Origin of the sequence: Chryseobacterium metallicongregator, from assembly GCF_031324065.1 — a bacterium.
GTDB lineage: Bacteria > Bacteroidota > Bacteroidia > Flavobacteriales > Weeksellaceae > Chryseobacterium > Chryseobacterium metallicongregator.
Window position 1 is genome coordinate 539,051 of record NZ_JAVIXS010000001.1, and the last position, 22,420, is coordinate 561,470.

The 22,420-nt window shown below is 36.0% G+C and carries 21 protein-coding genes; 13 read left to right on the plus strand and 8 right to left on the minus strand.

Features of this window, described 5'->3' with window-relative positions; translation table 11 throughout:
• Nucleotide 1: 1 nt before the first annotated feature.
• The gene (locus REB14_RS02420) at nucleotides 2–2,965 is read right to left on the minus strand and encodes a tetratricopeptide repeat protein (RefSeq protein ID WP_309521400.1); all 2,964 of its coding nucleotides are present in this window, start codon (nucleotides 2,963–2,965) and stop codon (nucleotides 2–4) included.
• 256 nt (nucleotides 2,966–3,221) lie between these two features.
• On the opposite strand from REB14_RS02420, the gene REB14_RS02425 reads away from it, so the two are divergent.
• The 3 genes from REB14_RS02425 to REB14_RS02435 all read left to right on the plus strand — a co-directional run bounded on the left by REB14_RS02425 (nucleotide 3,222) and on the right by REB14_RS02435 (nucleotide 7,742).
• Nucleotides 3,222–5,462 carry a CocE/NonD family hydrolase gene (locus REB14_RS02425; RefSeq protein WP_309521401.1) on the plus strand — a complete coding sequence of 747 codons (2,241 nt, stop codon included), beginning with the start codon at nucleotides 3,222–3,224 and terminating at the stop codon, nucleotides 5,460–5,462.
• Between the two features lie 104 nt (nucleotides 5,463–5,566).
• Nucleotides 5,567–7,249 (plus strand): APC family permease, encoded by a 1,683-nt coding sequence (locus REB14_RS02430; protein ID WP_079242115.1) that lies wholly within the window; start codon nucleotides 5,567–5,569, stop codon nucleotides 7,247–7,249.
• 154 nt (nucleotides 7,250–7,403) lie between these two features.
• A complete protein-coding gene (locus tag REB14_RS02435) occupies nucleotides 7,404–7,742 on the plus strand; it encodes an Mpo1-like protein (RefSeq protein WP_309521402.1) in 339 nt (112 codons plus the stop codon).
• A 304-nt stretch (nucleotides 7,743–8,046) separates the two neighbouring features.
• On the opposite strand, the gene REB14_RS02440 is transcribed toward REB14_RS02435, so the two are convergent.
• From REB14_RS02440 to REB14_RS02450, 3 genes are all read right to left on the minus strand, one after another.
• Entirely contained in the window at nucleotides 8,047–8,511 is a 465-nt protein-coding gene (locus tag REB14_RS02440; protein WP_309521403.1) for a hypothetical protein, read from the minus strand.
• 25 nt (nucleotides 8,512–8,536) lie between these two features.
• The gene (locus tag REB14_RS02445) at nucleotides 8,537–8,995 is read right to left on the minus strand and encodes a lipocalin-like domain-containing protein (RefSeq protein ID WP_079242118.1); all 459 of its coding nucleotides are present in this window, start codon (nucleotides 8,993–8,995) and stop codon (nucleotides 8,537–8,539) included.
• A 115-nt stretch (nucleotides 8,996–9,110) separates the two neighbouring features.
• Nucleotides 9,111–11,132, minus strand: coding sequence for a hypothetical protein (locus tag REB14_RS02450; RefSeq protein WP_309521404.1), 2,022 nt, complete (start codon nucleotides 11,130–11,132; stop codon nucleotides 9,111–9,113).
• Between the two features lie 136 nt (nucleotides 11,133–11,268).
• On the opposite strand from REB14_RS02450, the gene REB14_RS02455 reads away from it, so the two are divergent.
• Nucleotides 11,269–11,883: a DUF4377 domain-containing protein gene (locus REB14_RS02455; RefSeq protein WP_079243943.1), complete on the plus strand. Its 615-nt coding sequence runs from the start codon at nucleotides 11,269–11,271 to the stop codon at nucleotides 11,881–11,883.
• A gap of 126 nt (nucleotides 11,884–12,009) precedes the next feature.
• On the opposite strand, the gene REB14_RS02460 is transcribed toward REB14_RS02455, so the two are convergent.
• Nucleotides 12,010–12,948: an SPFH domain-containing protein gene (locus REB14_RS02460; protein WP_079242120.1), complete on the minus strand. Its 939-nt coding sequence runs from the start codon at nucleotides 12,946–12,948 to the stop codon at nucleotides 12,010–12,012.
• A gap of 196 nt (nucleotides 12,949–13,144) precedes the next feature.
• On the opposite strand from REB14_RS02460, the gene REB14_RS02465 reads away from it, so the two are divergent.
• The 6 genes from REB14_RS02465 to REB14_RS02490 all read left to right on the plus strand — a co-directional run bounded on the left by REB14_RS02465 (nucleotide 13,145) and on the right by REB14_RS02490 (nucleotide 16,901).
• Nucleotides 13,145–13,717 carry a Crp/Fnr family transcriptional regulator gene (locus REB14_RS02465; protein ID WP_309521405.1) on the plus strand — a complete coding sequence of 191 codons (573 nt, stop codon included), beginning with the start codon at nucleotides 13,145–13,147 and terminating at the stop codon, nucleotides 13,715–13,717.
• 108 nt (nucleotides 13,718–13,825) lie between these two features.
• Nucleotides 13,826–14,359: a YceI family protein gene (locus tag REB14_RS02470; protein WP_309521406.1), complete on the plus strand. Its 534-nt coding sequence runs from the start codon at nucleotides 13,826–13,828 to the stop codon at nucleotides 14,357–14,359.
• A 27-nt stretch (nucleotides 14,360–14,386) separates the two neighbouring features.
• A complete protein-coding gene (locus REB14_RS02475; protein WP_079242123.1) occupies nucleotides 14,387–14,605 on the plus strand; it encodes a tautomerase family protein in 219 nt (72 codons plus the stop codon).
• 8 nt (nucleotides 14,606–14,613) lie between these two features.
• Nucleotides 14,614–15,348: an SDR family NAD(P)-dependent oxidoreductase gene (locus REB14_RS02480; RefSeq protein WP_079242124.1), complete on the plus strand. Its 735-nt coding sequence runs from the start codon at nucleotides 14,614–14,616 to the stop codon at nucleotides 15,346–15,348.
• A complete protein-coding gene (locus REB14_RS02485) occupies nucleotides 15,345–15,797 on the plus strand; it encodes a nuclear transport factor 2 family protein (RefSeq protein WP_079242125.1) in 453 nt (150 codons plus the stop codon). The genes REB14_RS02480 and REB14_RS02485 overlap by 4 nt, the downstream gene beginning before the upstream one ends.
• Nucleotides 15,798–15,827: 30 nt before the next feature.
• A complete protein-coding gene (locus REB14_RS02490) occupies nucleotides 15,828–16,901 on the plus strand; it encodes an NAD(P)H-dependent flavin oxidoreductase (RefSeq protein WP_309521407.1) in 1,074 nt (357 codons plus the stop codon).
• A 7-nt stretch (nucleotides 16,902–16,908) separates the two neighbouring features.
• Here REB14_RS02490 and REB14_RS02495 read toward each other — a convergent pair whose 3' ends face one another.
• Nucleotides 16,909–18,264, minus strand: coding sequence for a deoxyguanosinetriphosphate triphosphohydrolase (locus REB14_RS02495; protein ID WP_105682751.1), 1,356 nt, complete (start codon nucleotides 18,262–18,264; stop codon nucleotides 16,909–16,911).
• A gap of 198 nt (nucleotides 18,265–18,462) precedes the next feature.
• Between REB14_RS02495 and REB14_RS02500 the strand changes: the two genes are divergently transcribed.
• Both REB14_RS02500 and REB14_RS02505 read left to right on the plus strand, forming a co-directional pair.
• Complete coding sequence (locus tag REB14_RS02500; RefSeq protein ID WP_309521408.1) at nucleotides 18,463–19,092, plus strand: class I SAM-dependent methyltransferase; 630 nt, start codon at nucleotides 18,463–18,465, stop codon at nucleotides 19,090–19,092.
• Between the two features lie 87 nt (nucleotides 19,093–19,179).
• A complete protein-coding gene (locus REB14_RS02505) occupies nucleotides 19,180–19,914 on the plus strand; it encodes a DNA-formamidopyrimidine glycosylase family protein (protein ID WP_309521409.1) in 735 nt (244 codons plus the stop codon).
• Nucleotides 19,915–20,000: 86 nt separating this feature from the next.
• Here the strand turns inward: REB14_RS02505 and REB14_RS02510 are convergent, their stop codons facing one another.
• Together REB14_RS02510 and REB14_RS02515 are read right to left on the minus strand one after the other, a co-directional pair.
• A complete protein-coding gene (locus REB14_RS02510) occupies nucleotides 20,001–20,723 on the minus strand; it encodes a LytR/AlgR family response regulator transcription factor (protein WP_079242128.1) in 723 nt (240 codons plus the stop codon).
• Nucleotides 20,723–21,799 carry a sensor histidine kinase gene (locus tag REB14_RS02515; RefSeq protein WP_079242129.1) on the minus strand — a complete coding sequence of 359 codons (1,077 nt, stop codon included), beginning with the start codon at nucleotides 21,797–21,799 and terminating at the stop codon, nucleotides 20,723–20,725. The genes REB14_RS02510 and REB14_RS02515 overlap by 1 nt, the downstream gene beginning before the upstream one ends.
• A gap of 191 nt (nucleotides 21,800–21,990) precedes the next feature.
• On the opposite strand from REB14_RS02515, the gene REB14_RS02520 reads away from it, so the two are divergent.
• The gene (locus REB14_RS02520) at nucleotides 21,991–22,419 is read left to right on the plus strand and encodes a hypothetical protein (protein ID WP_079242130.1); all 429 of its coding nucleotides are present in this window, start codon (nucleotides 21,991–21,993) and stop codon (nucleotides 22,417–22,419) included.
• Nucleotide 22,420: the final 1 nt, after the last annotated feature.

The following is a 22,420-nucleotide window of genomic DNA, read 5'->3' on the forward strand; positions in this document are numbered from 1 at the left end:
CTTATTTCTTAATCTGCTTTTTAACTTCTTTAGCTTCTGCTACGATCTCAGGGAAATCCTTGTAGTTCGCAATGATCTGATCACAAGTATAACTTGCCTGATAGTTGTCTTTCAGGCCGATATAGTTTTTAGCCATCAATACCAACGCTTTTGCTCCCCAGAACTCTTCCGAAGCATAGTTGTTGGCAAGCTTAAAGATTGTTTCATTAGAAGACTTGAAAGCTTTTCCTTTGTTCTGATAATACGCTTTAGCATATAAAGCTTCCGCAGCTACTGAAGTATTGGATGACTTTTCAAGAGAGACATAGGCAGCTTGCGCATCTTTATCTTTTCCTGAGTTCATCAGACTTCTTGCCTTAATCACTTTCGCTGTTTCAATAACGGCTGCTGAGTTTTTAGAATTAGCAATCACTGCATTGGCTAATTTTTCCGCTTCAGAGAAATTATTTTCTTCCGCATACAGTTTCATCAACTCCACATTTGCATAGTTTTTAATACTGATATTGGAAGAATTTTTAATGCCTTCAAGGTACTTTCTGGCTTCTGCATTATTCCCCTGTGTAATAAAGATTTGAGCTAAACGAGTTTGTGCATCATCCTGGTAATCGTTCTGAATTCCAGCAACTTCCTGAAGCACAAGTAAAGCTTTAGTTGAATTATTAGTCTGGTAGTAACTTTCCCCTAATTCATATTTAGCCTGGTACAATCCTTCACCTGTCGGATTCTGTGTCAGATACTTCTCGTAGTAAGAAATTGCATTTTTATAATCCTTTTTCGCAAACAACTGTTTACCTGTAGATAAGTTGATCTCATCAATTTCAGCAGCATCTACATTGACACCAATATTTCTTGCAAAAGTTTCATATCCTGAAACATCTCCGTTTTTCGTGAAGATAGGTTTAGCAGCCTGAACTACTTTCTGAGCATAAGCTGTATTCTTATACTGTTCACCCAAAGATTTCAGTTCAGAAAGAGCTTTATCATTCTGATTCTGGTCGATATAATTTTGTGCTCTGTAGATAGATGCGTTAGCAATCAGATCCTTGTCAGAAGATCCTTTAATTACTTTTCCGAAATAATCATTGGAGTTCACAAAATCATCCTGAGCTGCGTAAGCCGTTCCTATTTCGTATTGAGCGTCATCATAATATTCGGAATCCGGATATTTTGATAAAAGGTTTTTAAGGTTACTAATCTTCGCCTGTGTGTCTCCTTTGAATCCTAAAGCCATTGCTTTTTGGTACAAAGTATAATCCGTAGCATCTTCATTTTTATCATAAATGGCAATCGCTTCGTTCAGGTCATTGTTTGCATAATGAATATCTGCAAGACGAAGTTCTGCATCATTTTTAAATTCCGGTTTCGGATTGGCAAGATATTGTTTGAAATACGTAGCAGCCTGATCAAATTTCTTGGATTTAAAATAAGCATATCCTAAATCATAGGGAAGCTGCTGTTTTTCAGGGAAATTTTCGTTCAGAAGCTTTTCATAACGTACAATGGCAGAAGGATAATTTCCTTTTTGGTAATACACCTGTGCCAGCCAGTATAAAGCTCGGCTGTTGAATTCCTTATTGATATTGAAACCAAGACTTCTTAAGAAATATTTCTCAGCTTCGTCATAGTTTCCTTTGTTGAACTCTTCGGTTCCCAATAAATAAGAAACTTCCTGATCTACTTTGTTGATCTCAGGAGTTGAACTTTGCAATCTGTCAATCGCATTCAGCGTTTCTTTATAGTTTCCGGAATACAGATAGGATTTCACCAATAATGACCTCATTTCTGTGGCATTGGCACCATTCTGATTTTCGTTGATATAACTTTGGATTACCGCTGAAGGGCTTTCAAACGGGTTACCGATATCGTAACTCAATTTAGCGTACTGCTCATGAGCCAGCTTTTTCACTTTCGCATCATAATCCATCTGATAAGAAGAACGGAATGCAGAAAGTGCTTCCTGTTTTTTATCTACTGCCAGATAAGCATTTCCTAACTGGTAGTATGCATTTTGAGCTAAAGCAGAATTACTGTTAAGAAGCTGGTTGTAATAGGAAACCGTTTCATCATATTTTTTCAGCTGTGCTGCCACAAATCCCATCTCATACAAATCATTTTCTGATGGATTTTGCTGTACGCTCAGATAATCTTTTAAATGTGGGTAGGCAGAAGTATAATCATTCTTCATGAAATAACTCTCCCCAATGATCTTATGAACTTCAGCTTTATAAGAATCTGAAATATTTTCGTTTAACAAAGCATTTCCTTCCGTAATCGCCTGATCGTAATTCTTATCATTATAATACATCTGCACATAATAAGGACGTACCAGTTTGGAGAACTTATCCTGATCCTTTATCGAATCAAAATACTGGAAAGCTTTATCACTCTGTCTGTTGCTGTAATACAAATGTCCCAGCATATAAGCAATATCTCCTTTTTGAGACTGATCTGCTGTTTTATAAGCTTCTTCAAGGGCATCAGTAGCTCCTTTAGAATCGCCTGTCATGAATTTTGCATATCCAAGCTTCAGAATATACTGGGTATTTTCCTCCTTCGAAAGCTGATACTGATTCACTTTTTTCAAAGTTTCCAGTGCTTTGTCGAAATCTTTTTTTGCTAAATAGTAATCTGCCAAAGGAAGATTAGCCTGTGCAAAATAAGCAGAATTAGGATATTCTTTCATAAAAGCCGTTAACCCATCTTCAGCATGATTTTTCTGAAGAATCACACCGATCACATTATCAAAAAACTGCGCAGCTTCTTTTTTCGAACGGGACAAATTCTGATTGTAGAAATATTGTCTTGCATATTCGTACTGAGAAGCATTGTATATTTTGGTCTGATAAAGATTTTCGGCTAGATTGAACCTGTAATTTTCTTTCTGGGTAAAATATTGAGACTGTTGAGCATCGGAGATTCCGAAATAAATTACAGCAGCCGCTAAAAGTATTTTTTTTGATTTCATTCTTCTTGATATAAGAAAATTAGTCTAAATAAGTTAACGAAAATATTAAAAACTTATTGTTTAAGCAAGTTTTAACAGTGTTAATGGCTGTTAATTCTTATTTCATAACAATGTAATTTTTCTCACCATACAATGATAAAATTTACTATTTTCGTTTGATAAAATGTAAACATTTTAATAAACAGTTATCAAAAACACATTTTAATTTGATACTTTTTCAACAGCAGCTAAAAACATACCATAAACACACCATCTCATGAAATTTAAGATACTTTTAGCATTAATTTTTGTAAACCTCCTGCAGGCACAAAAGTTTTATTTTCCAAAGACAGCTGTAAATGACTCTGTTATATTGGAAAAACAGATACCGGGACTTGCGCAACAAGTGATTTCTCATCTTCAATCGGCAAAATACAAGCCGGAAAACACCGTTGATCTTATGGACAACCTTTTCCGTTTGCAGATAGTGGCTCAGGATTATAAAAATTCGCTTACTTCTCTTACCGAAAACCGTAAGCTCTTTGCAGATAACAATATGGGAGACTACAGATATATCGGATTTGAACTGTATACACTTGCGAAAATGGAGCAAAAAGAAAACAATATCTCATTTTCCAATGCCCTTCAAAAAGTATTTAATAAAAAATATGAAAGTCTTTTAGAAAAAACGATTCCCAGACTAGGAATTGCTCTTGACGGGGATGTAAAACAGTCAAAAAAACAACTGAATAAAATACTGGATAAACAAAAAGACAAAGACAGTATTGATTACAGGACAGCCCTTGCTCTATGCAAAACCTATTTAAGTTATAAAACCTATTCCGGTATAAAACCTCAGGTGATGCAGCTCCTGGCTTCAAAAGACAGAGAAAAATTCATTATTGAAACCAGAGATCTTAAATTAAAAAACGGAAATACTCTAACAATTACCATTGTCAGAAAAAAAGGAGATACTACTCCGCTTCCCGTTATTCTTACCAATAATATCTATGCAGGTTCATTTGATGAGTTCTTTGGAAAACGAGCTGCTGTTTATAATTATGTAGGAGCTGTTGTCAATACAAGAGGTAAGAGAAACAGTAATAATGTTAATAATCCTTTTGAACATGAATCTGAAGATCTTTATGAAGTGATCGACTGGGTAAGCAAACAACCCTGGTGCAATGGAAAAGTGGGAATGATTGGCGGCAGTTACTTAGGTTTCAGCCAATGGGGAGCTGTAAAAAAACTACATCCGGCATTAAAAACAATTGTTCCTCAGGTTGCCGTTGGAATCGGGATCGATTATCCGGCTCAGAATAATATCTTCATGAGCTACATGCTTCAGTGGATACAGTATGTGACCAATAACAAACTTACGGACGAGGCTGATTTCGCCAATGCTGTAAAATGGGATTCTATTTATACAAAATGGTACAAAAGCGGAAAAGCATTCAGGTCTTTAGATACAATAAGTGGTAAACCAAGCAAAATATTCCAACGATGGCTGGATCATCCGGGATATGATCAGTACTGGCAGAAAATGGTACCTTACAAAGAGGATTTTTCTAAAATCAATATTCCTATCCTGACGACAACGGGATATTATGATGATGATCAGATTGGCGCGCTGTATTATTTTAAACAGCATCATCTATACAATAAAAATGCAAATCATTATCTGGTCATAGGCCCTTATAATCATGGAGGAGCACAAAGTTTCGGGTTTACTTACGTGAATGGCAATCCTATTGACCCAGTGGCCAGAATCAGTATTGATGATCTTGCTTTCTCATGGTTCGATTATATTCTTAAAGGAGGTCAAAAACCGGAAATTTTAAAAGACAGAATCAATTTTCAGGTGATGAATACGAATACATGGAAGCATGTAGCTGATCTTGATAAAATGCATAATTCTTCTTTGAAATTTTACCTTCAGGACAAAAAAAACACATCTTCTGTATTTAATAAATCTGAAAACAAGACCTTCACAACACAAATTGTTGATTTAAAAAACAGAGATCAGAAAGACACTTATTACAAAGTCAGTAAAAAAGACAGCATAAAAATGACAAATTCTGTCGCTTTTGAAAGTGAAGTTCTTGACAAGGATATCATCATGAGTGGAAATCTTTCCGGAATCTTCAATGTTTCCATCAATAAGAAAGATTTTGACACGGATACTTCCTTGTATCAGATTCAACCGGATGGGAAATCCTCTCTTCTATCCACTCATATTGTGAGAGCCAGCTATGCGAAGAACAATGAAAAACGACAGCTTCTTGAACCCAATAAAACGGAACAGATTCCGATTAACAATTCTTATTTCATGAGTAAAAAGATAGAAAAAGGAAGCAAACTCCTTTTATTGGTCGGAGTGAATAAAAGTCCCAACTGGCAGATCAATTATGGTTCCGGGAAAGATGTAAGTGATGAAACGGTCAAGGATTCCGGGGAACCTTTAGAGATAAAATGGTATAATGACAGTTATGTGGAAATCCCTGTTTATAAAGACTAAAGCCTTTTGTTTGAGTATTTTTACCCAAATGTTCTTAACAACTGTTAACATCAAAATAAAAAATCATTACATTTGCTTTTTTTCAAATCAAATATAGTTATTGAATGAGTCAACTTTTTAGAAGAAAAATCTATTCAGATACAGATACTTCAACGGGACTTTTAAGGGTCTTAGGTGTATGGGACATTGTATTTTTTGGTATTGCGGCCATTATAGGAGCTGGAAGTTTCAGCAGTTTAGGAGAAGCCGTTTTCAGAGGAGGCCCCGGTGTTATTCTACTATATTTGATTTGCGGTTTTGCCTGTGGGTTTACCGCTTTATGCTACGCTGAATTTGCCAGCAGAATTCCTACCGCAGGTTCTGCTTACACGTATGCCTATGCCAGTTTTGGAGAATTGATTGCATGGATAATCGGATGGGCTCTGATCATGGAATATTCTTTCGGGAATATTTACGTAGCCTTTTCCTGGTCGGATTACTTCACCAGTTTCTTAGGGCGTCTCGGAATGCATATTCCTGATTATCTGACCTGTAGTTATACTGAAGCCAGAAAAGCTGTTCAATATGGTTCTGAAAACAAGGAATTATTAAATGCCTGGAAAACAGCTCCATTAATCGGAAGTTTGAAATTCATCGTAGATATTCCGGCATTGGTTATTAACGGTTTGATTACATGGCTTTGTTATGTAGGAGTAAAAGAAAGTAAAAACTTCAACAACTCTTTGGTTATCTTAAAGCTTGGGGTTATTTTACTGGTTATTCTGGTGGGTTTCTCTTATATCAATACTGAAAACTGGACTCCAGTAAGTCCTACAACAGGAACACCATCCTTCATGCCGAATGGTTTTGCAGGAGTAATGAGTGCCGTATCAGGAGTATTCTTTGCTTATATCGGATTTGATGCTTTAAGTGTTCTTTCTGAAGAGACTAAAGACCCACAAAAGACTTTACCAAAGGGAATGATTATTTCTCTTGTGCTGTGTACTGTGATCTACATTGCATTAACACTTGTATTGACAGGAATGGTAGATTATAAGAAATTTGACGGTGTTGGAGATCCTCTTTCTTTCATATTTGAAAAAACAAATGCTAATGTAGCCTGGATGGAGCTTGTGGTTTCTTTCGTTGCGATAGTTGCCATTACTACCGTATTATTGGTTTTCCAGATGGGACAGCCGAGAATCTGGTATGCCATGAGCCGTGACGGACTGATGCCTCAGAGATTCCAGAAAGTACATCCTAAGTATAAAACACCATCGTATGCAACTATTGTTACAGGGATTGTAGTAGGTATTCCTATTTTATTTACAGATAAAACTTTCATTCTTGATTTTACAAGTATCGGAACTATTTTCGCATTTGTACTGGTGTGCGCAGGAGTGCTTATGCTTCCAGCTAAAGAAAAAATAAAAGGAAGATTTCACCTTCCTTACGTGAACGGAAAAATCATTTTCCCTGTTATTTTCATTGGTGGTTTGCTGGCTTTCTACAAATGGCAGCCGGAGTTTTTTGACAACCTGATGAACTGGTCAGATCCTAATGAAGGAGAATTCAGAGCTTCTATTTTCTTCTTTATCATCATCAACCTGATCTTATGTGTTGTGGCTTTTGTAAAGAATTTATCATTAATTCCATTGATTGGATTAAGTTCATGTCTGTACCTTCTTACAGGAATGAGCCATGAGAACTGGTTCTGGTTCGGGATGTGGTTCCTGATTGGTATGGTGATTTACTTCTGCTACGGATACAAAAACAGTAAACTGGGAAAAGAATTAAAGAATAGCTAAATAAACAAGCATAATTGCGAAAAGGCAAAATGGCAAAGAGGTTAAACCTGATGGAGAAACTGATTTGCGATTTTGCCTTTTTCTTTTTTTATTCTCTTTCAAAATCGGCAGAATTATTGCTTTAACTTCAATAGAATCAATAAACTAGACCGCCATGACTGAAAGAATTAAAACATACAAAGCATTTTATCAGTTTTATCTTACGGAACACAGTAAAACAGGAACCCGTATTTTTCACTTTATCGGAACATTTCTCGTATTTTTCGTTATATGGTATGTCATAAGTTCCGGAAAAGAAAGGTTTCTTTGGTATATCCCTATTGTAGGCTATGGATTTGCATGGTTTAGTCATGCTGTGATTGAGAAAAATAAACCAGCTACTTTTAAATATCCTTTATGGTCTCTCATTTCAGATTTCAGACTGTTTTTTGAACTGCTTATTGGTAAACAGAAATTCATAATGCCCGATAATAAACCTCAGAATCAGGAGTAACATTAAACTCCTTTTTAATCCAAAAGTATGAGTTTGGGAGATGCAAAGGCGCAAGAGTTATAGGTTGCGTAAGAAAACATTTATTTTAAGGCACATCGACTTTGTTCAGTTGTACGTTATTATTTTTCTTGTAGTTTAGACTTTAGATTCCTTGCTTTGCTCGGAATGACAAAACAGAGTTTTGAAATTTTATCGGAGATAAAATCTTTGCGTCTTAAAAGCACTCCTCTAATAATACTTGCGCCCTTGCGTTTTCCAACCTTTACTATTCGATTGAGATTGCTTCACCTTCGGCTCGCAATGACTATGCGTCGGTAGAGTTCTGCTTATTCGGATGAAGTTTTTTTCCGATCAGATATCCCAATGAAGGCAGAATGAAAGATAATACAACCGGAACTATCAATGCCAGTCCTGAACCCTCAAGAATAACCGCTAGAGAGAAAAGATACCCGTTATACACAAGCAGTGCCAGCGTAAAGAAAAAACTGTCACTATTACTATTGGAAAGGATATTAAAATGGCTTCCAAACTGGTCAAACAAACCGGAACAAGCAAATAAAAATACATTCACAAAAAATATCCACAGAACCGTTCTGTAGATCATTCCTTTTTTTGCATTCAGATATCCTGCAAACATAAGAAAGAGGGATAGGATTCCTGAAACCATATAATCTAAGCTGGACATTGCCACCTCACTTCCGGTTCTTCCAAAGAAATACATGGCATAGAGTACAATATTCAGGAGATAGATTATTGTTACATAATTCATACGTCAAAAAGTTTAAGGTTTACCATTAATATTTTTTTTCAAGTATGTCGTAGTGAACCGTATTTACTATTTTCTCAGCAAGAGCATCTCCATTCACACTTGTCCGTTTAGGAATATAACTTGAAAATGTTATCGTATGATCTTTATTCATTGTTACTTCCACTTCTTCCAGAATGTTTTGGTCATCTACATAAAACTGGATTCTGTTTTCTACAATCCTCCAAAAAGAAAGTCTTGGTTCGGAAGGACTGCAATCTCCCGTTTTACCTTCTACATAATTGTAAATGGCAAATCCATCTTCCCTGATGGCGTAATTCCTCATCAAACGGCAGTTATCAAATTCTTTTACTACTTTCTTTTTCCCTTCATAAAACCCTGCTTCCTTCAGTTTCCAGAATCCTGTAATATTTTCTTTGGTTACATTCTGTGCTTTAACAAATGAGGAAACCACAACACAAAATCCCAGAAGCATTATCCTGTTCATATATAAAATTGTACTTTAAAATTGATTATCAATGAATATTATTAGAATAAAATATTTCGACGGGCGGCTTCGCCGCCCGTCGAAACATTAAACATTAAACTTTGAATATAAAGCTCTATTTAAATTTCTTCTTAAAGCTGAATTTAAGCATATTCATCAGTCCTGGTTCAATAATGTCTATTCCCAGTCCGAAATTACTGTCAGCAACGGTATGATGATCTGTTCTGAACTGTTCAAACTCACTTTGCGGAATTTCAAGATTGATCAGAGGATTATATTCAATATTCACACTTGCCCCGTTCTTGTTCACTTTTTTACGGCTTTTATAGTCAAAATATGGATTCGCTATTGTACTTTCCTGAATGGTATATTTTTCTTCAGTATCAATTTTCTGATCTGTATGGAGATTGATTTCATATTTCTCACTATCGAAATTATGCCAGAATGGTAAATCTTTGTGCATAAAGTCTCTTGCGCCTGCCTTCACTACATTTCGGTCAAAGTACATCAGAAAACGGTTTTTCTGTGGATCTACAAAATAAGGATTCTCAATAGCAGCAGTATATTGAATCTTTACTTCATTCAGTCTCTTATCATCGCTTACTATATCAATAGCAGCATCTTTGAAGACGTTTCGGACATCTGTACCATTACGGTCACCTGAATAATTAAGCGCATAGAAAAGGAAGCTGTTCCAGCTGTCTATGATTTCTCTTTTATTGGTACTTTTAAAATACCTTCTCATAGCATTAGCTCTGTTTCCTTTATAAGTGGTTGACAGAGTAAGTTTTCCGGTATTGCCCTGAGCAGCTAAATCAACTCTTTCATTAATGCAGAAATAAGGGAATTTATACGATTTTCTCACCTGAAGTTCCTGATCTCTTTTCACTTCCAGATAATGCATAAAATAGATGAATCCTCTGTTTTCAATCAATCCGAATTCATCACGGATGGTGGCATCAATGAAATATTCCCCTCCTTTATAATTTACTTTTACCACCACATGATTAAAGCTTAATAATGAAGGAAGATAGTATTTAATATAATAATCTGTATTAAAATTCACCAGCACTACAGATGCATCCACTCCAATATAATCAAGGATTACTTTTAACAAAACGGATTTTGCCTTACAATCTCCCTGTTTATTTTCATAGGTTACTGACGGCTCCTGCGGCTTATGCCCATTCATTTCATCAGCATTGAAGATGTAATAAATATGGTTCTGAACATATTCTATGGCAAACTGCAGTTTTTCGTCCTGATCAGTTATAGCATCCAGTTTTTCAACCAGATTCGGAGCAAAATCCTGTAAAGAAGATTTATTGAAAATCTCCTCATAGATTGGTACAATATAGTTGGAAAGGTCTTTCCAGTTACTTTCGGTAGCAAAATCTATATAAGGGAAAATTTCACGTCCTGAGTCTACAGGATTGATGTAATTTTCTTCTTCAATCACAAACCGTTCTCCTTTTTTCAGATAATTGATTTCCGATTCAAGAACATTGCCCTGTTCATCTCTGAAAAATGTTTTTTTGTAAGCAATAGTTTGTTCACGTTCATTGATAAAAGTGAATGTAAAGCTACCATAAGCCCAATAGTTATCCGGACTTACCCAGACATATTTTGAGAATTTCTTTCTTAGAAAATCGCGGTCTGTAAATTCTTTGATTCTTGAATCTTCTAAAATCAGCACATCATACAGTCTTAAATCTTTAATAGTAATATTGATTTTTTTATTACTACTCAAGACTCCACCACTACTTTGATTTTCACTGTCAAGAACCTTAATTTTCGTATCCGGAATTTTATCAATCAGTACTCCGTCTCTCAACACACTGATTCTGTGAATCTGGTAAACTTCATTCTCCTCTACAATCACATCAGAAACAGAAGCTCTTTCAAGATTTCCGGGTTCGTTCAGAGTATAGGCCATACAGACATACTCACTGTTTTCGGTGTTGCTTGTGTAGTATTTTTTGTCTAAAAAGTAGCAGTAATCACGACCTTCATCAATTTGTCTTTTGGCAAATTCGGAGTCTTTGATTCGGCTTTTTATTTCTTCATCTCCGATATTTCCTGCCCACATTTCAGGTTTTTGAATCCTGTAATTTTCAACTTGCATTTGATTTTCCATATTTATTATAAGAATTATGTTTTGTGGTTAGTGTTTAAGAAATTCAAATTAAACGATTAAAAAAATAAAAAGCAATAGCAGAAGTACTACAATTTCGGCATGGTAATTGCGAGGTATGGGGAAAAAAATCAAGTTTATGAAAAGTATAGCAACAATTCTAAAAGGAGCAGCACCCGTATTAGCATTATTCGCGATGACGCAATGTACAACCACAGCCAATGCATCCGCAGGTGATGAAAAAACATTCATCGTAGGACCACAGACAGCAGACTGTACAGGCGTAGCTCCTATGAAATGTCTGCAGGTAAAAGAAAACACTTCCGCAAACTGGACCAATTTCTACAGCAATATCGAAGGATTTACTTATGAACCGGGATATGAATATGTTTTAAAAGTAAAAACAGAAAAAATTGCCAATCCGCCAGCTGATGGATCTTCCATAAAATACACATTGATAAAACAGGTTTCTAAAACAAAAAAGAAAGAACTGGCTGCTAATGAAAAAACAATTATCGTAGGGCCACAAACTGTAGACTGTTCTGCAGGAGCAGGCCGTATGAAATGCATGCAGGTAAAAGAAAATGCTTCTGAAAACTGGACTAATTTCTACAGCAGCATTGAAGGATTTACTTATGAACCGGGTTACGAATATGTTTTAAAAGTAAAAACAGAAAAAATCGAAAACCCTCCGGCAGACGCCTCTTCAATCAAATACACATTGGTAGAACAAGTTTCTAAAACGAAGAAATAATTAATAAAAAAGTTCCTGAAAATTTCAGGAACTTTTTTTATGTTGGAGGCTGGAAGAATGAAGTCAGAAGTTACTTTTGGTCAATCCGGAAAAGTTAACAATTATATATTCATTTTCCTTTCTATCTTAAAATCCGGTTTCTTTTTGAGGTGGATCAGGATATTTTCCTTTGGTAGTCTCTCCTACTGTATTTGCGGTTGTCATGGCTACAACCAGATCATTCAGCATTCCGCTGGCTGCAGTAGGCGAATTGGGAAGAAGGACAAGACTACTTCTGTTGCTTGCTCCCACCGAGTGCAGTGTATCATAATGCTGTGTTACCACGATAAGCGCTGATGCTTCATGAGAATTGATGTCTACATTATTCAGCATTCTTACAGACTCTTCAAGTCCTTTTGCAATTTCTCTTCTTTGGTCTGCAATCCCTTGTCCCTGAAGTTTTTTAGATTCTGCTTCTGCTTTTGCAACGGCTACAATTCGGATTCTCTGTGCTTCTGATTCATATTCTGCAGCTGTTTTTTCTCTTTCTGCCGCATTAATTCTGTTCATGGCATGTTTTACCTGCTCATCAGGATCAATATCTGTTACCAACGCTTTGATAATATCATATCCGTAGCTGTTCATCGCTTCCTGAAGTTCACTTTTCACCGCAATTGCTACATCGTCTTTTCTTACAAAAACATCATCCAGTTTCAGTTTCGGAACCTCAGCACGCACGACATCGAATACAAATGAAGTAATTTGATTTTCCGGATTTTCCAAACGATAATAAGCATCTCCTACCTGACTTCGGATCACCTGGTACTGAACAGAAATTTTCATTTTGATGAAAACGTTATCCAATGTTTTCGTATCAATCATTACGTCCAGCTGCTGAATTCTCAAATTCAGTCTTTTCGCAATCTGATCTATGATGGGCAGTTTAAGATGAAGCCCTGAATGTTTTACAGCCCGAAATTTTCCGAAACGTTCGATAATAGCCGCAGTTTCCTGTTTAACAACAAAAAACGAAGCAAATAAAATGATAAGCCCGAAGAAAATAACGGGCGCTAAATATATACCCATAGTTTTAAGTTTTTCTAATGTGTCGCAATAAATCCTGTTTTGTTAAAAACATTTTTACTGGTGCTTGCTTAAATATATGAAAAATAAATTTAAGACTTAGAGGATCATCTTCAAGAAATCAAACATCAGAAGTATAGCATTATTTAAATTAAAATTATTCTGAAAAAGGCTTACTTTTGAATATTCATTCCCCATCATGGTTAATTCTAAAGAAATATTAAAAGATCACATTTCAAAATTTACGACGCTCACAGACGAGCAGCTGGATTATGTTTTTGGACATTTTAATCTGATTACTTTAAAGAAAGGACAAAGCCTGATTTTGGAGGGTGACTTTGTAAACCATGAATATTTTGTGCTTGAAGGCTGTTTAAAAGCTTTTTATCTTAATGACAGCATGAAAATGTTTATCCTTCAGTTTGCTATGCCGACCTGGTGGGTTACCGATTTTGATGCGCTTTACAGCAAAACAAGAGCTACCATTAATGTTGACTGTATTACAAACGCCACAATCTTATCTATTTCCAATGAAGACAGAGAGAAAATCTGCAATGAAATTCATGAGGTTGAGTATTTTTTCCGATGGAGAACCAATAAAGGATATGTCGCTGCACAGAAACGTCTGCTTTCTTTTATGAATAACGATGCCAAATTCAGGTATCAGGAGCTTTTATCCATGTATCCTCAATTATATAATCTGGTTCCAAAGCATCTGATTGCTTCTTATCTTGGGGTAACCAGAGAAACGTTGAGCAGACTTCATCAATAATCGACCTCTTTGAAAACGATTGATCTCCTCCTCTATTTTGTGAGGTACATCACGTAACTTTTTCTTTTGATCGGCTGAACTTTGTGTCAACATTTAAACCCAATAAAAATGGACACAAAAAATTTTAAAGTCAATGCCGGAAACAGTACCATCAACTGGATCGGAAGAAAAGTAACCGGAGCTCACAACGGAACTATTGGTGTAAAAGAAGGAAACTTCACATTAGGAGAGGAAAAATCTTTATCAGGAAAATTCACAATAGATACCCGAAGCATCAAAATCCTTGATATCGAGAATGCTGAAACCAATACGCAGTTTGCTAATCATCTGGCTTCTGATGATTTCTTTAATTCTGAACAGTTTCCTGAAGCTTATTTCGAAATCACTCATGCAGAACCGGGTGCTGAAAATCTTTATTATGTAGAAGGAGATCTTACGATAAAAGGGATTACTCATTCTATCGATACCAGCCTGGAGATTGCAAAAACAGATAATACAGCTGTTCTTAAAAGCAAGATTGTAATTGACAGGACGAAGTTCAATATCAAATTCAGATCCTCCAATTTCTTCACCAATCTTGGAGACACTTTGATCTACAACAATTTTGATTTACATATTCATCTTGTTGCAGAAGCTTATTAATTCTATTCAACTTAAAAAATTACCATTATGCCATTCATAAAAGTAGATGTGCTTCGCGAAGATCTTACCCGCGAAACCAAACAACAATTAATCAGAAAAATCAGTGAAGCAGTCACTTCGGTTTTGAATAAGGATCCTCATTTAACCCATATCGTGATTAACGAAATTGAAGATGATAACTGGGGATATGCCGGAGAACAGGTTTCAGTGTTAAAAGAACAGGGATTTTCAACAGTAAAAAAATAAGCGTAAAAATGAAAAAGCAAACCATAATTGTAACAGGAGCTTCTTCAGGAATAGGATTGGAAACAGCCCGTTATTTCTTAGACAGAGGTGATAATGTCATCATTAATTCGCAAACAGCATCCAAATTAGAGGAAGTTTATCATGAACTGGGAGCCGGAGATCATCTGGCCATGGTTGCCGGAAATGTTTCAGACAAAACAACTGGAGAAACACTGGTTCAAACAGCTTTAGAAAGATTCGGATCTGTTGATGTTCTTATCAATAATGCCGGAATTTATGAGAACAAACCCTTTCTGGAAGTCACTGAAGATTATCTGGACCGTTTTTTAACCACCAATTTAAAAGGAACATTCTTTACTACACAGGCCGTTATTCCTCAGATGATCAGACAAAAAGACGGAGTGGTTATCAATGTAGGAACACCATTGGTATCTCATGCGATTGCAGAATCTCCTTCTACAGCACCTATTTCAAGCAAAGGAGCAATTCATGCTCTGACTTTACAGCTGGCGGCAGAGTTTGGAAAAGATAATATCAGAGTTAATACGATTGCTCCGGGATTGATAAGAACTCCGATGCATGGTGCGGACCTTGACAATAATGCAGGAATACACCTGATTAACCGCATTGGTGAGCCTGAAGAAGTTGCTCAGATGATTCATGCAATTGCCAAGAACAAATTAATTTCCGGAGCCATCATCAATGTTGATGGAGGAATGGGAGCCGGACACCATTTATCATGAAACTATCATTAATTATAGCATGGCTGCTCAGCTTTCCGTTGAGCGGCCATGCACAAAATGTAAAGGATATGAAAACCTACCAAAACCCGGAAACCGAAATAAGAAATATCATAGAAAATTATTATTTCAAAGGAATTTATGAAGGGAATAGTGAACTTCTAAAAAAAGCATTCTACAAAGGCGCTTTACTTTTCGGAGATGTTAACGGAGTTCCGTATTTCAAAACAGCAGAACAATATATTGAAGGAGTCGGAAACCGTGTAAGCCCACAGAAATCCGGAAAAGATTTTAAAGCAATAATTCTTTCTATTGATGTCATTAATTCGATTGCTGTCGCAAAATTACACGTCAGAATGTATGATTTTAATTATTATAATTTCATAACTTTCAATCATATAGACGGAAAATGGTTCATCGTTAACAAGACATTAACCAACGTATACCTTTAATTCAAATTTTTAATTAAAAAGAATAAAGTCATGTGGAATAAAAATAGAATTACAGAATTATTGGGTATTGAATATCCTATTCTGCAAGGCCCTTTTGGCGGAGGTCTTTCTACCGTTGCATTGACAACAACGGTGAGTAATCTTGGCGGATTGGGAGGTTTTGGAGCTTACACATTGTCACCACAGGAAATCTATGACATTCACAAAGCCATACAATCCAAAACAGATCAACCTTACAATCTTAATCTCTGGGTAAATGATCACGATATTATTGATAAAGAACATACAAAAGAGCAATATCAAAAAGCCGTTGAAACCTTCAAACCGTATTTTGATCTTTTAAATATGGATATTCCTGAAGTACCACCCTCTTTTGAATCAAGGTTTCAGAATCAGTTGGAGGTTGTTCTTGATATTAAGCCCAAGGTGTTCAGCTTTATGTTTGGTTTGCTGGATGAAAATATCATTGAGGAACTTCATCGTCAGGGAACAGTTGTATTGGGAAATGCAACAACGCTGGATGAAGCGATTGCCCTGGAAAAAACGGGTGTGGATGCTATCGTGGCTTCCGGTTTCGAAAGTGGCGGCCACAGACCTTCGTTTCTGGATCAGGCTGAACTTTCTACAACGGGAACTTTCGCTTTGATTCAATTAATAAAGGATAGGGTAAAAATTCCTGTAGTGGCTGCCGGAGGAATTGCCAACGGCCGTAGCATTGCGGGGGCTTTCAAACTGGGAGCTGATGCTGTACAGATTGGCACCGCTTTTCTGGCAACTGAAGAATCCGGAGCTCTGCCAATTCATAAGGAATTTCTATTTTCAGACGCTGCTAAATCCACTACGCTTTCCAAAGCTTATACCGGAAGATTGGGACGTGGAATTACTACAAAAATCACAAGAGATGTGTTAACTGCAACGGATAAAACCCTGCCCTTTCCTTTACAAACTCATTTTATGGGAGCATTGAGGAAAGCGGCTTTGGAACAGCAAAAGAATGATCTCGTATTTTTCTGGTCGGGTCAGATTGCTCCGCTTTTAAAACATAAAAAAGCCTCCACTTTAATGCAGTCATTAATCGAAGAGGCTTCTGAATTATTACAATAAATAGAATTTACACCGTCATTCCGATGTCTATTCCTTTAATTTTTCGATACAAATCGGTCGCATAGTTATCCGTCATCCCTGAAACGAAATCAATCACGCCCAGCACTTTCTGGTAATCGGTTCCGTCATTGTAAATAAATTGCTTTGGAATGAGTTTCAAAGCTTTTTCATCATAGGATTTTCTGTGGTCTTCAGGTTTCAGAATGGAAGGAATAAAATGATCCAGCAATTCATACATTACATTATAACCGGCATTTTCAATTTCAACAACCGCTTTATGATTGTAGATTTTTTCTACAGAGAAGCTGGCAATATCCTGTAATGCTTTATTTTCTTTTTTGTAGATATCAAGTAAACCATTGCCTAAATTTCCTTCAAGAATCGTCTCAAAGTTATGCTTATACATCTCAATCGACTTATTGATCAAAGCATTGATTACTTTTGCCCTCAAATAGGAAATCTGTTCGTTCTCGTTAGAGATAGAGCTTAACTTGGTCTCAATTCTCTGAACATCATCTGTTTCAGATTTTACCAGTTCGAAAAATAAGTTTTTACAGTCTGCTGTGGAAACAATTCCCAGCCTGTGAGCATCTTCCATATCAATGATGTTATAGCAGATATCATCAGCCGCTTCTACCAGCCAGACAAAAGGATGTCTCTTGAAAATATGTGGTTCTTCGCTTTCAGAAATAAGCTGAGTTCCTTTTGCAATTTCGAGGAATATATCTTTTTCATTCTGGAAAAAACCGAATTTCTTCCTGTGAATGATTCCTTTTTTCTTTGCTACGGCTTCGCACGGATATTTCGCGATACTTGCCAGCGTTGAGAAAGTAAGCTGAATACCTCCGGCATCTTTTCCTTGCTGTTGCTGCGCCAACACTCTGATTGCATTAGCATTTCCTTCAAAATTAACCAGATCCGCCCACTCCTTTTCATTGAACTTTGACTTCAGGTCTTTTTCGTTCCTTTCAAAATAGCTTGCAATGGCATCTTCTCCGGAATGTCCGAATGCAGGATTTCCCACATCATGACATAAACATGCAGCTGCAATTACATTTCCTAAGTTATAGAGATAAAAATTCTTTGAATCCTCAGTCAGTTCATTTTTAAAATCATCCGCAATAAATTCACCGATAATACTTCCTAAACTTCTTCCTACGGATGATACCTCCAAAGAATGGGTAAGTCTGTTGTGTACAAAAACACTTCCGGGAAGAGGAAAAACCTGCGTTTTATTCTGCAGTCTTCTGAAGGCAGAAGAGAAGATAATTCTGTCAAAATCCCTTTGAAAATCAGTTCGTGAAGCTTTGGTCTGTGGATTGTTTCCTGTACGTTGATTGGTGAAAATCTGGTTTAAATTCATCATTTTTCAAAATTACTCCAAATTTTAATTGTACGGAATAGTAATTAGATTTTTATTAGCAGGATCTTCCATTCAAAAAATCTATTATAGTAAACGTTTTTTAGGGATCGGAAAGCTTGAATAAATATTTTACATTTGATCCAGCTAATACAGTTGAAGAATCCCTAAAATTCTTCTTTCAAATTTTAAATTATAACTATGACAGACAACACATGGCTCAACAGATGGGACGAAAGGTACAGCAGCGAAGAGTTTGCGTATGGAACAGAACCCAATAATTACCTGAGAGAACAGCTAACCAGATTAACTCCCGGCAAAATACTCTTCCCTGCAGAAGGCGAAGGTCGGAATGCCGTTTTTGCAGCTACAAAAGGATGGCAGGCTTCTGCTTTCGATATCAGTGCAAACGGAAGAGATAAAGCGTTACAATTGGCCGGACAACAGCAGATTACTATTGATTATCAGGTGGGAGAACTTTCTACTTTAAATTATCAGAAAGAGCAGTTTGATGCTATTGCGCTTATCTATGCTCACTTTCCGGGAAATATAAAATCTTCTATCCATCAAAAGCTGAATCAATATCTGCGAAAAGGCGGTTTTATTATTTTTGAAGCTTTCAGTAAAAGCCATCTTGAATATATTGCAAAGAACGAAAAGGTAGGCGGGCCAAAGGATATTGAATCGTTATTTTCTATTGAAGAGATCAAAGCTGATTTTCCGGATTATGATATTATTGAATTAGCAGAAACAGAAATAGAACTTAATGAAGGATTATTCCATAATGGAACGGGTTCTGTTATCCGTTTTGTGGGACAAAAACTAATCTAAGGATTTTAAACAGGTTTGTTTTGGGATAAAGCTCAGATTTTATTGGGTTATGGAATATTATTTGAATCTTTATCTCAAAACAAACGTATGCCTGAAGGTCCATCCATTATATTAATGAAAGAAAACCTGCAGCCATTTGCAGGTCAGCAAGTGACAGAAGTTTCAGGAAATGCCAAATTCGAGAAAGAAATTTTCATTGGCCAATCTCTTCTGGAAATCCGAACTTTTGGAAAACAAACTTATCTCGTTTTTGAAAAAGCAGCGATCCGGATTCATTTATTAATGTTTGGTTCTTACAGCATTGATGAACAAACCAAACCGGATAAAAGCTTGCGGTTAGCATTGTTTTTCTCTACGGGAAGCATCTATTTTTACACCTGTTCTGTAAAGTCTGTAGACCTTGAATTTCTCTCCACAATTGATTGGGAAGCCGATGTAATGAGCGATCAGTGGAATCCTAAGAAAGCTGAAGAGAAATTAAAATCAAATCCGAAAATGATGGTTTGTGATGCACTGATGAGTCAGGATATTTTCTCTGGTGTCGGCAACATCATTAAAAACGAAGTGCTTTTCAGAATTGGTGTTCAGCCGGAAAGTATGTTGGGAAATCTACCTGCCAAAAAAAGGAAAGAACTTATAGCTGAAGCCAGGAATTACAGTTTTGATTTTCTGAAATGGAAAAGAGAATTTGTTTTGAAAAAGCACTGGCTGGTTCATACAAAATCTGTGTGTCCTATATGTGGACAAAAGCTTACTAAGAAACAGACGGGTGTAGGAAAAAGGAGAAGTTTCTTTTGTGAAAGAGACCAGAAACTTTATTAAATATTTTCCCACTGATTACACAGATTTTTTTGATCTTGTGGATGATATTTATTATTACTTATTGCTCATTTCCCATTACTCATAAATCAGTCTGAATTCAGAAGTCCTCCGGCAAATTTTGTAAAGAACTCGGCTCTGTATACTTCACCAAGAGGAATCTCAGAGTCTTCAATGTATATATTATGATTGTCGAATGAATCTATAAAATTCATATTCACCACGTATGATTTGCTGACTCTGATGAAAGTTTCTCCTGATATTTTCTGATGAATAGTTTTTAAATTCATTGCCGTGATAAGCTTTTGCTGCTTAGTATGAATAACCACATAATCTTTGAGTCCTTCAATAAACTTAATATCAGAAAAACTAATTTTATAAAACCTTCGCTCAGCTTTAATAAACAAAAAATCTGCTGTATTGGATTCTACCGTATTTTTAACGGTATCTTTAGACAAAAGTTCGGTGTAAAGTATTGCTTTTTCAATTGCTTTTTCCAACCTTTGAGGATCAATAGGTTTCAAAAGATAATCAACGGCTTCCAGTTCATAGCTTTTCAATGCATATTGAGAATAGGCAGTGGTAAAGATTATGAGGGATTTTTTCGGAAGCATTTCTGCAAACTCAAGACCTGTTACCATCGGCATTTCTATATCGAGGAAAATAAGATCTACATCATTATCCTTAAGAAATTCCAGAGCAGACGGCGCATTGGAAAATTCACCCAGAACATCCATATTGGAAATTTCAGCAATCAGCGATCTCATTTCGGATCTTGCCAGCGGTTCATCATCAACAATAATACAATTCATCACACGGGAATTTTTAAATTTACACTATATTCTTTATCATCAGATTCTATCTTCAAATCAAAAGTATCATTATAAAGAAGCTCCAGTCTTCTGGTGATGTTGGCAAGCCCCAATCCGCTGTTTTTCTTGTCAGAAACAATGTAGTCAGCACTTCTGGAATTTACACATCTGAAATAAAGCTGTTTGTTCTCAATATTGATTTCTATTTTTACATAAGATTCTTCCCCACTGAGATCTACGCTATGCTTGACCGCATTTTCCACGAAAGTGGTAAACAGATTGGGAGGGATAAAAGCACTGTTAACAACTCTTCTGTCAAGATTCACATGAATATCAAAAGTGAAATTATCACGTCTAATTTTTTCAAGGTTTAAAAAATTGGATAGAAAATCAATCTCTGAAGTCAATAACGTTTTCTCTTCACTGTTTTCATACAGCTGATATCTGAGAAATTCGGACAGCTTTACAATTACCACTGAGGCTTTTGCAGGGTCTGTTCTGATGAGTGCTTTCACATTATTCAGCATATTGAACAGAAAGTGAGGATTAATCTGATTTCTCAGTTCATTCAGTTCCATATTCAGGGTTAGATTGCTCAATTCATTGATCCTTTTATTATCACTGATCCATTTCTGCAAAAGCTTGATCGTTGTTGTTGTCATAATAATCGGTATACACATGAGAACCCCTTCATAGATTCCTCCCTTTTCATTTTCTCTGAGAATATTTTTTACCCTGTATTCTTCAAAGAACGTTTTAAAGCCATATCCGATAAAATTGAGCCCTACAACTCCCATCAGAACAAGCAACGCCAGATAGGTGACATATTTTGTTTTAAAGAAAAATCTGGGAACCAATACATATATATTAATGTATACCATGGTAATCAGAATTGTATACACAAAGAATAAAACATAATACTGATACATCCCTGAATACCAATGCCAGAACCGTGCACTGTAGATCAAAATGAAAAAGAAGATCAGAAACAGCAGATGTCTTAGGAACCCATATTTCGCTTCCACCAGAAAATCCATTACAAAGGTTTCTTCAAATTTCCACGGACTGTATTTCATACGATAGGCTCATTTTATGATTAACAAAAATAGTCAATAACGTAAATTACAACTATTTTATTATACAAAACCTGTATTTTATTATACCAATTATCATGCTCGGGGGTTTTGTATAAAATACCAGCCATTTTGTATAAAAACAAATTTACACACTTCTTTTCTCTATTCCTTTGTACCGTAAAATGACACATATGGAATTAACAGTTTTTCACGAACTCACTCAGGAAATATCACTGGAATGCTTTTTTATGACAGAATCTCAACAGGAAGAAAAAGTAATACAGCTTATTGATCTGCATCATTTTGTAGAATGTTTCGATTCGGAAATGAAGATTCTCAGCTACCTCCACCATTCTATTAATATTGTAGAACATGAAGGAGAGAAAAAAGGAATTTTGTTTTGTGACCTTAAACATTCTGCCGTTCCTGACAGCAATGCCTCTGAAGAGTTTAGAAGAAGATACGGACTCTCAGAACTTTGGTTTGTTTTTGTAGAGGAAACATTTGTTCAGGATACTGCCTGCTATACGGATGCCATTATTGAAAACAGTCTGGATATCTTCTATGAGAGAATTTTTACCTTCAGTTTTTTCCAGTCTATTATTCAGCCATTAAAATAAA